The 12835-nt window shown below is 69.9% G+C and carries 10 protein-coding genes; 7 read left to right on the top strand and 3 right to left on the bottom strand.

All coding sequences use genetic code 11. The features are described from left to right. Window positions 1–6: 6 nt before the first annotated feature. Genes AMK10_RS20520 through AMK10_RS20535 form a run of 4 tightly spaced genes read left to right on the top strand, consistent with a single transcriptional unit; the run spans window position 7 to window position 3798 of the window. Window positions 7–873: a 4'-phosphopantetheinyl transferase family protein gene (locus AMK10_RS20520; RefSeq protein ID WP_143194970.1), complete on the top strand. Its 867-nt coding sequence runs from the start codon at window positions 7–9 to the stop codon at window positions 871–873. After that, complete coding sequence (locus AMK10_RS20525; RefSeq protein WP_073749248.1) at window positions 870–1934, top strand: methyltransferase; 1065 nt, start codon at window positions 870–872, stop codon at window positions 1932–1934. Before AMK10_RS20520 ends, AMK10_RS20525 begins: the two co-directional genes overlap by 4 nt. Then, window positions 1931–3166, top strand: coding sequence for a M20 metallopeptidase family protein (locus AMK10_RS20530; protein ID WP_073749249.1), 1236 nt, complete (start codon window positions 1931–1933; stop codon window positions 3164–3166). The genes AMK10_RS20525 and AMK10_RS20530 overlap by 4 nt, the downstream gene beginning before the upstream one ends. Next, window positions 3163–3798 (top strand): pyridoxamine 5'-phosphate oxidase family protein, encoded by a 636-nt coding sequence (locus tag AMK10_RS20535; RefSeq protein ID WP_073749250.1) that lies wholly within the window; start codon window positions 3163–3165, stop codon window positions 3796–3798. Before AMK10_RS20530 ends, AMK10_RS20535 begins: the two co-directional genes overlap by 4 nt. 199 nt (window positions 3799–3997) lie before the next feature. On the opposite strand, the gene AMK10_RS20540 is transcribed toward AMK10_RS20535, so the two are convergent. The 3 genes from AMK10_RS20540 to AMK10_RS20550 are packed head-to-tail and all read right to left on the bottom strand — an operon-like array spanning window position 3998 to window position 7403. Then, window positions 3998–5284, bottom strand: coding sequence for a cation:proton antiporter domain-containing protein (locus tag AMK10_RS20540; protein ID WP_073749251.1), 1287 nt, complete (start codon window positions 5282–5284; stop codon window positions 3998–4000). Continuing rightward, a complete protein-coding gene (locus AMK10_RS20545; protein WP_073749252.1) occupies window positions 5281–5520 on the bottom strand; it encodes an acyl carrier protein in 240 nt (79 codons plus the stop codon). The genes AMK10_RS20540 and AMK10_RS20545 overlap by 4 nt, the downstream gene beginning before the upstream one ends. Then, a complete protein-coding gene (locus AMK10_RS20550) occupies window positions 5517–7403 on the bottom strand; it encodes an HAD-IIIC family phosphatase (RefSeq protein ID WP_241839595.1) in 1887 nt (628 codons plus the stop codon). Before AMK10_RS20550 ends, AMK10_RS20545 begins: the two co-directional genes overlap by 4 nt. A 578-nt stretch (window positions 7404–7981) precedes the next feature. On the opposite strand from AMK10_RS20550, the gene AMK10_RS20555 reads away from it, so the two are divergent. The 3 genes from AMK10_RS20555 to AMK10_RS20565 form a co-directional block, all read left to right on the top strand. Beyond that, window positions 7982–9736 carry a B12-binding domain-containing radical SAM protein gene (locus tag AMK10_RS20555; RefSeq protein ID WP_198959730.1) on the top strand — a complete coding sequence of 585 codons (1755 nt, stop codon included), beginning with the start codon at window positions 7982–7984 and terminating at the stop codon, window positions 9734–9736. Between the two features lie 20 nt (window positions 9737–9756). Further along, on the top strand, window positions 9757–10578 hold the full coding sequence (locus AMK10_RS20560) for a Rossmann-like domain-containing protein (RefSeq protein WP_073749254.1): 822 nt from the start codon (window positions 9757–9759) through the stop codon (window positions 10576–10578). Between the two features lie 134 nt (window positions 10579–10712). Next, a partial coding sequence (locus AMK10_RS20565) for a non-ribosomal peptide synthetase (protein WP_158070886.1) occupies window positions 10713–12835 on the top strand: 2123 nt, incomplete at its 3' end.

Genomic DNA, 12835 nt, shown 5'->3' on the forward strand with positions numbered 1-12835 from the left:
CGCGACATGGCGGCTGAGCGGCACCAGGGCGGCGGAGAGCGCCCGGCCACGGTGCCGGGCGTACGGGGCCCGTCCCCGCGCCCCGAGGCCGCCGCCCCGACCGTCGCGGTCGCGGATACCCGGGACGTGCTGGCGCTGCCCGGCGCCCAGGCGTTCGTCCTCACCCCGTCCGAGACGCTCCGCCTCGCGGACGCCCGTACCGAGGCCGCCCGTGCGGACTTCGTCGCGGCGCACTTCCTGGCCCGTCTGTGCGCCGCCCGCCGGACGGGAGGCTCGCCGCTCGACGTCGTCCTGCACCAGCTCTGCCCCGACTGCGGCGGCCCGCACGGCCGCCCCCGCGTCTCCGCGCGCGGCGGGGGACCAGCAGCGGAGATCAGTCTCTCGTACGCGGGCGGGGTGGTGGCCGCCGCTGCCGCGGACCGCCCGGTCGGCGTCGACGTCGAGCGGCTCCCGCGCCGGGGCGTGCCCGGCCGCGACATCCGCGCACTGCGCCGCTTCCTGACGCCCGGCGAGGCCGGGCGGATCCGCGTATCCCCCGCCCCCGCGGACGCCCTGCTGCACACCTGGGTCCGCAAGGAGGCACTGGTCAAGGCGACCGGCGACGGCCTGCCCGTCATGGCCGGCCTGGACCTCTCGGACCTGCCGTGCGGCCCGACGGCCCCCGGCAGGGCGTACCGGATCCGCGTGCCCGGCAGCCCCGGACCCCACGACCTGACCGACCTGACCGACGTACCGCCCGGAGTGATCGGTGCGGTCGCGGTCGCCGTACCCGAAGTCTCGTACCGTCCCTGTTCCCCCGCCGCCTCCGGCGTGCGGTCGCTGCGGCCCCGACGAACCGACGACACCCCTTCAGACCAGGGAGACACATCATGACCGAGGTACAGAACCCGTTCACCCCGCACGAGAGCGTCGTCCCCGATGCCCTGACCACGGTGCTGCTCGGACACAACGCCTTCCAGTTCATGCGTGCCGGGGTCGAACTCGGCCTCTTCGACCTGCTGGAGCGCAGCCCCGGAGCCGGCCGGCAGCAGCTCCTCGAAGAGCTCGGTCTTCAGGAGCGGGCCCTGGACATCCTGATCCTGGGCGTCAGCTCGCTGAAGCTGGTGGAACGAAAGGACGAGGGCTACTTCAACACCACGTCCGTCGCCGACCTGTTCACCGGCGGCCACTGGGAGCTGGTCAAGGCGGTCGTCGGATTCGAGGCGTACGTGACCTACCCCGGACTGGTCGACTTCACCGAGTCGCTGCGGGACAACACCAACGTCGGCCTGCGCCGCTACCCCGGAGACGGCGCCACCGTCTACCACCGGCTGAGCGAGGACCCCGAACTCCTGCGGGTCTTCTACCACTTCATGGGCACCTGGTCGGCGGTGGCCTCGAAGCACCTCATCAACTACGGGGACTTCAGCACTTCCCGCCGCATCCTCGACGTCGGCGGCGGCGACGCCACCATGGCCATCGCGGTGGCCAAGGCGCACCCCGAGGTCGAGGTCACCGTGCTGGAGATCCCGAAGGTGGTCGAACTGGCCCGCAAGCGGGTCGAGGAGGCCGGCCTCAGCGACCGCGTCAAGGTCGTCGAGGGGGACATCTTCGAGGACGCCTACCCCGAGGGGTACGACACCGTGATGTTCGTGCACCAGCTCCAGATCTGGCCGCAGGACCGCATCCGGGTGCTGCTGGCCCACGCGCACGCGGTGCTGCCGGACGGCGGCCGGGTCATGATCCTCAACTCCATGTCCGAGGACGGCTACGACGGTCCCCTGATGGCCGCCCTCGCCAGCCCCTTCTTCGCGGCGGTCGCCGGCGAGGGCGGGATGCTCTACGCCTGGGAGAAGTACGAGGAGTCCCTGAAGGAGGTCGGGTTCGACTCGGTTCTGCGCACCCGCTGCACCGACGCCATCACCCCGCACGGCATCATCACGGCGACCAAGTGACCGGCCCGCTGCCCGCGTACGGCCCGGTGGAGGACCTCGTACGCCTGCGGGAGAGCCTCCACCAGGAGCCGGAAGTCGGTCTCGACCTGCCGCGGACCAAGGCGAAGGTGCTGGCCGCGCTCGACGGACTGGATCTGGAGATCACGACGGGCAGCGCCCTGTCGTCCGTCACGGCCGTGCTCCGCGGCCGTGACGGCGGCACGGCGGACGGCCCCCCTCCGGTGGTGTTGCTGCGCGCCGACATGGACGCGCTGCCCCTGACGGAGACGACCGGCGTCCCGTACGCCTCCGCCCACGAGGGCAGGATGCACGCCTGCGGGCACGACCTGCACACCGCCATGCTGGTCGGCGCCGCCCGGCAGCTCGCCGCGCAGCGGGACGACCTGGCCGGCGACGTGATCCTCATGTTCCAGCCGGGGGAGGAGGGACACCACGGCGCGCGGCTGATGATCGAGGAAGGAGTCCTGGACGCGGCGGGGCCCGGCCGCCGCCCCGTCGCCGCCTACGCCCTGCACGTGGCGTCCTCGCTGCTCCCGACGGGCGCGGTCCTCACCCGCAAGGGTCCGCTGCTGGCCGGCGGCGACGCGCTGCGGGTGACCGTACGGGGCCGGGGCGGCCACGACTCCCAGCCGCACCTGCTCCGGGACCCGGTCCCGGCGGCCTGCGAGATGGTCCTGGCCCTGCAGACCTACGCGAGCCGGGGCTTCGACCCCTTCGACCCGGTGCTGCTCTCCGTCGGCAGCATCCACGCCGGCACGGCGGCCAACATCGTCCCGGACGAGGCCGAGCTGAAGATCGGCGTACGGACCTTCGGGCCGGGCGCCAAGGCGCAGGTGCTGTCCGGTGTGACCCGGGTGCTGGAAGGTGTCGCGGCGGCCCACGGGGTGACGGTGGAGGTGGACCACGCCATGGACTACCCGGTCACCGTCGTCGACCCGGCGGAGGCGGACTTCGCCGCGGCGGTGGTCGACCGGACGCTGGGGCCGGGCCGGCTCGTCTGGTCCCCGATCCCGCTCAGCCCCTCGGAGGACTTCTCCTTCGTGCTGGACCAGGTGCCCGGCGCCATGCTCTTCCTCGGTGCCTGTCCACCGGACCGCGACCCCGCGAAGGCGAGCTTCAACCACAGCCCGGACGCCGTCTTCGGTAACGAGGTCCTCGGCGACGGCGCCCGTCTCCTCGCGGGTCTGGCCGCGGACCGGCTGGCTGCGGCGGCCGGACGGGCACCCGCATGAGCCGGTACGCCCAGGTGGCCTTCACCGGGAACGTCCGGCGCGTGCAGGAGGAGAGGGGAAGCGTCCGCGCGATGGACCGGCTGCGGGACGGGCCGGTGGAACCCGACCGGCTCGGCCCCCGCGAGGCGGAATTCATCGGGGCGCGGGACGGCTTCTACCTGGGCACGGTGGGCGAGGACGGGTGGCCGTACATCCAGCACCGGGGCGGACCGGCCGGATTCGTGCACGTCGTGGACGAGGGAACGCTGGCGTTCGCCGAGGTACGGGGCAACCGGCAGTACATCACCGCCGGCAACCTCCGGGGGGACGACCGGGTCTCGCTCTTCTTCATGGACTACGCGCACCAGGCTCGGTTGAAGGTGCTCGGCCGCGCGGAGACCAGGGAGGCCGACGACTACACCGGGCTCCCGCAACGGGTCGCGGAGGAGATCGGGAGGCTCGGCACCGACGGCCTTCGGGAACGGCTGGTGCTCGTCCGGGTCGAAGGGCTGGCGTGGAACTGCGCCAAGCACATCACTCCCCGCTACTCGCAGGCGGAACTCGCGGACGCGCTGCAAGAGGTCGCCGAACGCCTCGCGGAACTGGAGGCGGAGAACGAGGAGTTGCGGGAGAAACTGCGGGAGCGAAGCTGACCGGCCGGGCCGACGGCCCGGCCGGTTGCGCGGCCCGGGACGCTCTCCGGGCGGTGAGGGCGTCGATGCCAACCACAGGTACTGGCGACGGCCGGACTCCAGCAGGACGCATGCCCGTGTGCACCGCATTTCCCGGCATGCCGCCGACGTCTGCCCAGGTCATCCTTCGACAACGCGCCGAAGAGATCAGCAGGCGTCTTCACTCGGACTTGCCGGCCTTCGTATGGACAGGGCCGTTGGTGGATGGGAGGCGAGGTGCGGCGGGCTCGGACGCTTCGGTGCGCAGGATGCGGGTGAGCAGGGGGCCGGTGATCGCTGTGGTGGTCACCGCCATCACCACCATCAGGGAGTAGAGCCTGTTGTCCAGTACGCCCAGTTCCAGGCCCACGCCGAGCACCACGAGTTCGGTGAGCCCGCGAGTGTTCAGCAGGGTGCCCAGCGCGGCGGCGTGGCGGTTGTCCAGGCCGCCGAGCCGGGCTCCGAGGTAGGCGCCGAGGAACTTGCCGGTGACGGCCACGACGAGGATGGCGGCCAGTTCGCCGAAGTCCGACGCGTTCAGCCGGGAGAGGTCGACCTTGAGGCCGGAGAGCACGAAGTAGACGGGCAGCAGGAGCAGGACGCACAGCGGTTCGACCCGTTGGAGTACGCCCGCGCGCAGCCTGCCGCCGCTGCCTCGAGGCATGACGGCACCGAACAGGAACGCCCCGAAGATGTAGTGCAGGCCCAGCCACTCGGTGCAGGCCGCCGAGACGAGTAGCCCGCCCAGGACCAGGGCAAGGAAGTCCCGTCCGGATCCCGGACCGTCCGGCTGCGAACCGGCGCCCCGCTCGCTCGCCCTGCGGAGCAGCGGGCGGACGACGGTGACCATCAGAGCGGCGTAGGGCACCAGAAGCGCGAGGCGCCAGTCGAGTTGCTTGCCCGTGGTGACGGCCACGACCACTGCCAGCAGGGTCCATGCCAGGAGGTCGGTGATCGCCGCGCACGTGAGCGCGGTCGTGCCGAGCCGGGTATGGGCCAGATTGCGGTCGGCGATGATCCGGGCCAGTACGGGGAACGCCGTCACGGCCATCGAGACCGCCAGGAACAGCACGAAGCCCACGGACGACACATGTTGGTGCGTGCCCATCAGCGGCCACGCGAGCGCCGCGCCCAGACCCAGTGGCAGCGCGGTCGAGAAGAGGGTGGCCCACAGGGTGACCGGGCCTCCTCCACGCAGGATGCCGAGATCGATCTCCAGGCCGACGATGAACATGAAGAGGGCGATGCCCACACCGGCGAGCGCACCCAGCAGCGGCCGCACCTCGGTGGGGAAGAGGACGCCGGAGAGGTGTTCGCCCAACAGCGTGGGCCCGAGCAGGACGCCGGCCAGGATTTCGCCGATGACCGACGGTTGGCCCAGGGCGCGCGCCAGCGCGCCCATGACACGTGCCAGGCCCAGGATGAGGGCGAGGTCCAGGAGTAGGTAGACCGTCTGCGAGGTCGTCACCTGGGGTCGCCGCCCTCGATGACCCGTTGGTACACGCCTTCGAGGGACTGCTCCGTGAGCAGCCGGCTCACGGAGATGCGGTGGCCGGTCTCACGCTCCAGTGCCACCACAAGACGCAGCACGTGAAGCGACTCCCAGTGCAGCAACTGATCGAAATCAGTGTCCAGTTCGATCTTCGTCAGGGGGAGCCCCAGCTCGTCGCACACGATGTCCAGGAAGGCCGAGCGGGTGATCACGAGGGCTCCTCGAAGTCGTTGGCGAGCTGGAGGTGGTCGGGGACACCGGGCACCTCTTCGAGGCTGTGGCGGAACTCGGCCTCCGCCTCGGTGCTGTCGCCGCGGGTGAAACCGAGCGTGGGGTAGAAGTCCGCGAACCGGCGGTTGCGTTCGGTGGCGCGGTACGTCCCGGTGACGGCCGTGCGGCCGAGTGCGCGGGCGTGGGTCAGGAGGGACACCATGGCCGCCGTCTCGACTCCCCGGTCGAAGACGCGGCAGCTGAGCAGCATGTTGTCGATGTGCAGTGCGCTGCCCCGGGGGCGGGCGAAGATGGCGCCGATCAGTCCGTTGTCGCCGAAGCGGTCGGCCGACCGTACGGAGAGCACCAGGCACTCGGGGTCCGCGCACCGCGTCGTGACCTCGGCCGCGCTCAGGCGTTCACCGGTGAGGTTGAACTGGTTGGTCCGCAACGTAAGTTGTGAGAGCCGCTCGGCTTCGAATCCTTTGGCGCGCGATACGGTGACCGTGACACCGAGGTCCCGGAGGTAGGACTCCGCGGATCCGGCGGCGTCACGTAGCTGCCGGCGCGCCGCCAGTGTGTGGTAGCCCTCGATCCTGCGCCGGTCCTCGTCGGTGAGTCGAGGGGTCGCGAACCAGTCGTCCATGAGCAGACGTTCGACGTGCAGGGCGGGTTCGTCGTTCAGTCCCACCACGGCGACCTGGGGCAGCGTGGACGCGACCAGGCCGCACTCGGCCGGAGAGTCGTCGACGAAGACGAAGCTGTCCAGGCCGAGATCGAGGTCCTGGGCGATGAGGCGCAGATTCGCGTCCTTGGGCTGCCAGTTGGCCACGATCTTGACAAAATCTTGCTGACGTAACGCCATGTCCGGGTGTGCGGACAGGACTTGAAGGACCGGCGTCTCTTCGTTCTTGCTGCACACTGCTAACAGCACGCCCTGCGAGGCCAGTTGGCGAACGACGCGCTGGAAGGCGCCGAACGCCTCACCGCGCAGCGTCGAGGCCGCCGTGATGCCGTCCGGGCCGTCGTCGCCGAGTATGCCGTCCCACAGCGTGTTGTCGAGGTCCAGAACCAGGACCTTTCTGCTCCGGCCACGGAACGCACGGAGCAGGTGGGCCACTTCCCGGGCGTAAGCGGCAAGCAGCTCGTCACTCAAGCGCATCTTCGCGTACTGGGCCATCCGCGCGTCGCTGAGGGGACCGCTCGCGGCCATCAGCGGCTCCATGTCGATGACCGCGATCCGGTCGGAGCGGGCGGCGAGCCTGAGAAGCCGGATGTTCAACTCCCGCCAGACAATACCTATCTGGCAACGCGTCGCGTGATCGATGACCTGATGGGTCAGCGAGCGCGGCAGGGCGATCGTGTTGAGCACCAACCGTCCGGAGCCCTCGGTGAGGTAACGCTCGGTGAGCTCTTCGAGTTCCGTGCCGAAGTCGGAAGCCGCCGCCTCCACCTCGGAGGCGGTCCATGGCCCGGGGAGTCGGTCGAGTACCGCCTGGGCGTCCAGGACGCAGAGCACGGCTTCGAAGCTGCCGGTGTAGAGCCGGCCTGTCGTGTCGCTCAGATCCTTGCGGTACGAGGCGAAATCGCTGACGTCAGGCTCGAGTACCCAGCCATGCCTGGCGAGTTCGGCGGTCAGGGGAGCGATCAGGCCATCCAAGGTGGAACAGCCCGTCACCGCGAGTGACACCGCCTGTGTCCCGGGGTGGCGTTCTTTGACCAGGTCGGGGTCAAGTCGTTTCAGCAGCGTCCCGGCACGTATCAGGTCGGCGACTGTGCCGTCTGCCGCGATGTCGGCCAGAATCCCGGCCACCGAGCCGTAGTGCTCGGCGAGATCACCTTGGCCGGCAAGGTCGCGCAGGCGGGCGAGTGGCGCTTCTGTCACTCGTAACTCCTCGTCGTACAAAGGAAACTGACGCGACCACACGACGCGACGGAGTTGATCGTAGGCGGTCATGAGATAGTCGCCAAGGATCAAGTTGGGCCATGTAAGATCCAAAAATTGCTTGCCGACCGGTGGACCTCTGTCCCCGGGGACCTGAGGGCGGGCTGCGACAGTTGGGGGGCTGTGGTGACGGGACCGTGTGCGGCCAATGGGGCCGGCAATACGTGTGTTCGCGTTGCTCAGCCCCTGGCCCGGCCGTCGAGACCGTGACATCCACGCCCCGTTCACTCCGCGATCGCTCTTTCACTGCTCCCGTGTTCGTCCCGCTCGCCGCATGCCGATGAACGGCAGCAGGCTCACCGGAAGGGGAAGTCATGCTCGCTCGAAGGGTCATCGTTCACTCCTGTTACGCAACGCCGAGATCCGACGAGACGTCAACAGAGTCAGCCAAAAGGGAAGTCGGGCTTCTGAGGGATGGCCGACTCGCGGAACTGGCGGCTCTGTCGGGGCACCGTGATCCGGCGCGGATCAACTGGAACGCCCGACGATTCCCGGTCCTCGCCGCGCTCGCTCCGGTGATGACCTCCGTGGAGGGTGAGATCACCTATCCCGGCGACCCCATGTGCCTGTACGCCGCGCTGAGCGTGGTGGTGGACAGCGGGCTCCGTTCGGCACGGCACGGCGCGGGCGACGGCTCACCGTTCTCGGACCTCTGCCCGGACTGGGGCACTCCGGTGACGAAACGGCAGCGGCTGACAGCGGAACACGGTCTTCGCGCCTGGGACGAGAACGACAGCACACCCGACCACACCGTCTTCGACCCCAGGGTGTGGGACGAGCGGGCGCAGGCCGACCTGCGCGCCGAACTCGTCCGCCGTCAGCCGCGTGTCTTATTGATCAGCACGGTCTCGCCCGGGCATCGCTACGCCCTGGAGATGGCCGCCGTCGCGCGCGACGTGGTGCCCGACTGCCTGGTCGTCTTCGGTGGCCGCCACATCGACGAGACCATGCGGTACGTGCCCGCCGGGAAGACCCTCGCCCTGGAATACAGCAGCACCCTGCGTGCGATGGACGACGGCCGGGTGGGTCCGGTCGTGGACTTCCTGGTCTCCGGCGAGGGCTACTTCGCGCTCGACCTGCTGATGCGGGCCATCGCCCTCGCCATGGACCTGGGGCGCACCCGGGCTCGCGTTGGCGATGTCGTACGAATGCTCGACCTGCTGGGAGCCGCCGGTGAGCGCATACCCGGGTCGTCCCTGATCTGCGCCGTGCTGCCCGAGGCCGTGGAGGCCTTTCCCGTCCGTGGCCCCCAGTTCGACCTGGCCGGCCTGCCCTCCCCGTACCAGGGCTTCGCCGTCCGCTCCCGCTTCCCCGTCTTCCCGCTGGCCGACGGCAGCGCCGCCCGCACGGCCCATATGACCGTCTCCAACGCGTGCCCGTACCACTGCGACTTCTGCTCGGAGTCGGCGGTACTCGCCGGCGGCCTCAAGCGCTTCGTCGAGTCGCCGGCCGAGGCGGCGCTGGAGCGGGTCTGCGAGTACGTGAGCTACGGCGCGGAGGCCGTCTTCTTCGACGACTCCATCTTCTGGAGCGGCACCTTCCCGGCCATCCGGGCCTTCTGCGCGGCGCTGCGGGCCGCCCGCACCGCGTCGGGGTCCGACGAACTGCCGGAGCGCTGCCGGAAGTGGATCACGGACGACGCGGACTGGGAGCGCCTGCGGAACCTCCAGGTCGGCTGTCAGGTGACGGTCGACCTGCTGACCACACTGCACAAGGAGCAGGACGTCCGGGAGGTCCTGGACGCGCTCCGCGAGGCCGGATGCACCTACCTCTACATGGGCATCGAGAGCATGTCGGCCGAGGTGATGCAGCACGTGCACAAGAACGTCCGCCGCAGCACCGACTTCCCCTGGAACGCCAAGGTGCGCATGGCCCTGGAACGTATCCGGGACGCCGGCATCCCCGTGGGCAGCTCGGTGCTGTTCGGCCTGGAGGGCGAGACCAGGCTGTCCATCGAGGAGACGATCTCCGAGGTGGGGCAGCTCATCGACGACGGTCTGCTGGTCCTGGCCAGCCCCAACATCCTGACGTACCACCCCGGCACCCCCATCACCAGGGCGCACGGGATGACGGAGAAGCTCGACTACCACTCGCCGGACGTGGAGAACCGCCCGCCCTACACGTTCTTCGAGGAAGCGTTCCCGGGCGTGGTCTCGCTGCGGCTGAGCGAGGAGGAGGTCTGGTTCATCCACGAGGCCACCGCGAAACGCTGGGGCACCGTGCGCAACTCCGCCGAGCCGGAGACCCGGACCGCCGCCGCGGTGACCGTATGAGGCATGAGGAGAGCATGGGCATGGAGAAGATCCTGGACACGCTGCGCGCGGTGGTAGCCGAGCGCGGCAAGGGGCTGCCGGACGAGGATTTCGTGCTGCGCAGCATGTGGGGGGTGGACTACCGGTCCCAGCCCACGGCGTACGAACGGTTCATGGTCTACAGCTTCGTCATGGCGCAGACGGTGCGCCAGGGCTGTTGTTACGTCGACTTCGGAACCGTCGATCTCGGGGAGTCGCACGACGCGCTGATCGGCCGGGACGCCCGCGAGGTGCGCGGCCGCACGGTCGCGGAGGACATCGCGATCCTCGATGCCGCCTTCGGCGTCCTGCCCCGCGAGCCGTACCGGACACTGAGCATCGACGGCACACCGGAGCGCAAGGCGCTGGCCCGGGCCGAGGTCGTGGTCGGCGAGGCGATGGAGCAGCTGCGCCGGAGCGGGGGGCGCCGGGTCGCTCAGGTCGGGGTCATGGGCAATCTGATCCATTTCCTCCAGAAGGAGGACGTCTCTCTCACGGCGAGCGACTTCGACCCGGAGCTGATCGAGCGCGGGGTCCTCGGAGTCCCCGTGGTGTCCGGCGACGAGAGCGCGCGGCTCGTCGCGGAGAGCGATGTCGCGCTGGTGTGCGGGGAAACCCTGGCCAGTGAGACGCTCGAAGAACTCGTGCTGACGGCGCGTCTGCACCACACGCGACTGGTCGTGTTCGCGGTCTCCGGCTGTCACTTCGCCCAGGAGTACTGCCGCACCCTCGGAATCGACGCCGTCATCTCTGAACCGCAGCCGCAGTATCTCTTCCAGGGGCCCTCGACGCTGGAGGTTCACCGCAGGGACGCCTTGGCGTGAACTGCCGTGTAGTGCAAGTAATTTGACGCACCATCAGTATTTTATTTCGCCAATTCGTTCGACAGCACATTGATACGATGGTCATTCGAACCGACGGTGGTTCAGCCGCTGACTCGTCGCTAGGAGTGCAAGACATGAGCCTCGGTGAACTGTTCGAGGAGCGGGCGCGGCGCAGTCCGTCCGCGATCGCCGTTGTCTGCGGCGACGAGCGGCTCTCCTACGCCGAACTCGACGCCCGGGCCAACCGGTTGGCCCGTAGGCTGCTGGCCGGGGGAGCGGGGCCCGAGCGCCTGGTCGCGCTCGTCCTCGGCAGAGCGGCGGACACCGTCGTGGCCCTGCTCGCCGTGGTCAAGTCGGGTGCCGCGTACGTGCCCATCAGCCCCGGCCATCCGGCCGAGCGCATCTCGCTGATCGTCCGAGACTCCGCGCCCGTCTGCGTACTCGCCGACGCCGCGACGGCACCCGGCCTGCCCTCGCTCGACGTCCCCGTCCTCGTGCTGGACGGCCAGGACACGGCCGATGACCTCGCCGGGCTGAGCGACGGACCGGTCGGCGACGACGAGCGCGGCGGCACCCGCGACGCCGGCCAAGCGGCGTACGTCATCTACACCTCCGGATCGACCGGCGTCCCCAAGGGCGTTCTGACCACGCACGCCAACGCCCTGCGGCTTTTCCGCCGTGAGGACCACTGGCTGGAGTGCAGCCCCTCGGACGTCTGGGCGTGGTTCCACTCGTACGCCTTCGACTTCTCCGTATGGGAGATCTGGGGAGCCCTGCTCACCGGGGCACGGCTCGTGGTCGTACCCCGTGACGTCAGCCGCTCGCCCGGCGAGCTGCTCGACCTGCTCGCCCGGGAGCAGGTCACCGTCCTCAGCCAGACGCCGTCCGCCTTCGACGAACTGCTGGCCGCCGGTGCCGGGACGGGGGTCTGGCCCCGGCTCGCCCTGCGCCGCGTGGTGTTCGGCGGCGAGGCCCTGTCGGCACGCGCCGTCTCGGAGCTGCACGAGGTGCTGCCCGACTGCCGCGCGGTCAACATATACGGACCGACCGAGACCACCGTCCACGCCACCGTCGGCTACGTGGAACCGGACGGGAACCCTCCGTCGATCGGGCGTCCGGTCGACGGCTCACGGGTCTTCGTCCTGGACGCGTCGCTGCGCCCCGTGCTCCCCGGAGTCACCGGCGAGCTGTATGTCGCCGGAGCCGGACTCGGCCGCGGCTACCTCGCCCGCCCCGGCCTGACCGCCACCCGGTTCGTGGCCAACCCCTTCGGTGAACCCGGCGAGCGGATGTACCGGACGGGTGATCTCGTCCGCTGGCGCTCCGATCGCCGCCTGGAGTTCGTGGGCCGTGCCGACGGCCAGGTCAAGCTGCGCGGCTTCCGTATCGAGCTGGGCGAGATCGAAGCGGTGCTGGCCGAGCATCCCGCCGTGGCCCGGGCCGTGGTGGCGCTGCGCGAGGACCGGCCCGGGGACAAGCGCCTGGTCGGCTACGTCGTCGCGGAGCGGGACGAGGAGCTGGCCGAGCGCGAGTTCGCCTTCGCCAGGCTGCTGCGTGACTACCTCCAGTGGCGGCTGCCGGAGCACATGGTCCCGTCCGCCTTCGTCGTCCTGGACACCTTCCCGCTGAACGCGAACGGAAAGCTCGACCGCTCCGTGCTGCCGGAACCCGACGCCGGGACGATCTCGATGGGCCGCAGACCCCGAAATCCGCAGGAGGAGATCCTCTGCGACCTCTTCGCCGAGGTGCTGGGTCTGCCCTCGGTCGGTGTGGACGACAGCTTCTTCGACCTTGGCGGCCACTCGCTCATGGCCACCCGCCTGATCAACCGCATCCGGGCCACCCTGGGTGCCGAACTGACCATCCGGATGCTGTTCCAGTCGCCCACCGTCGAGGGCCTCTCCCAGCGCATCGACAGCTCCGGCACCGTACGTCCCCCGGTGCGGCCGATGGAACGGCCCGGTCCGGTGCCGCTGTCGTACGCCCAGCGGCGGCTGTGGTTCCTCCAGAAGTTCGAGGACTCGCCCGCCTACAACATCCCTCTGGCGCTGCGGTTGTCGGGGGAGCTGGACCGGGAGGCGTTGCGGGCGGCGCTGGGTGATGTGGTGGGCCGGCACGAGAGCCTGCGCACGCTGTTCCCGGAAGCGGACGGTGTCCCGGCTCAATCGGTACTGACAGACATCCGGATACCTTTCCTGGCGACAGAGATGTCCGAGGAGGAGTTGCCTGCGGCGTTGGCGGCTTCGGCTCGGCGGGG

Origin of the sequence: Streptomyces sp. CB02058, from assembly GCF_001905505.1 — a bacterium.
Taxonomy (GTDB): Bacteria; Actinomycetota; Actinomycetes; order Streptomycetales; family Streptomycetaceae; genus Streptomyces.

Bases quoted from the DNA above. Each gene is read 5' to 3' on its own strand.
- AMK10_RS20520 (WP_143194970.1), top strand. From the start codon at position 7: ATGGCGGCTGAGCGGCACCAGGGCGGCGGAGAGCGCCCGGCCACGGTG.
- AMK10_RS20525 (WP_073749248.1), top strand. From the start codon at position 870: ATGACCGAGGTACAGAACCCGTTCACCCCGCACGAGAGCGTCGTCCCC.
- AMK10_RS20535 (WP_073749250.1), top strand. From the start codon at position 3,163: ATGAGCCGGTACGCCCAGGTGGCCTTCACCGGGAACGTCCGGCGCGTG.
- AMK10_RS20555 (WP_198959730.1), top strand. From the start codon at position 7,982: ATGACCTCCGTGGAGGGTGAGATCACCTATCCCGGCGACCCCATGTGC.
- AMK10_RS20560 (WP_073749254.1), top strand. From the start codon at position 9,757: ATGGAGAAGATCCTGGACACGCTGCGCGCGGTGGTAGCCGAGCGCGGC.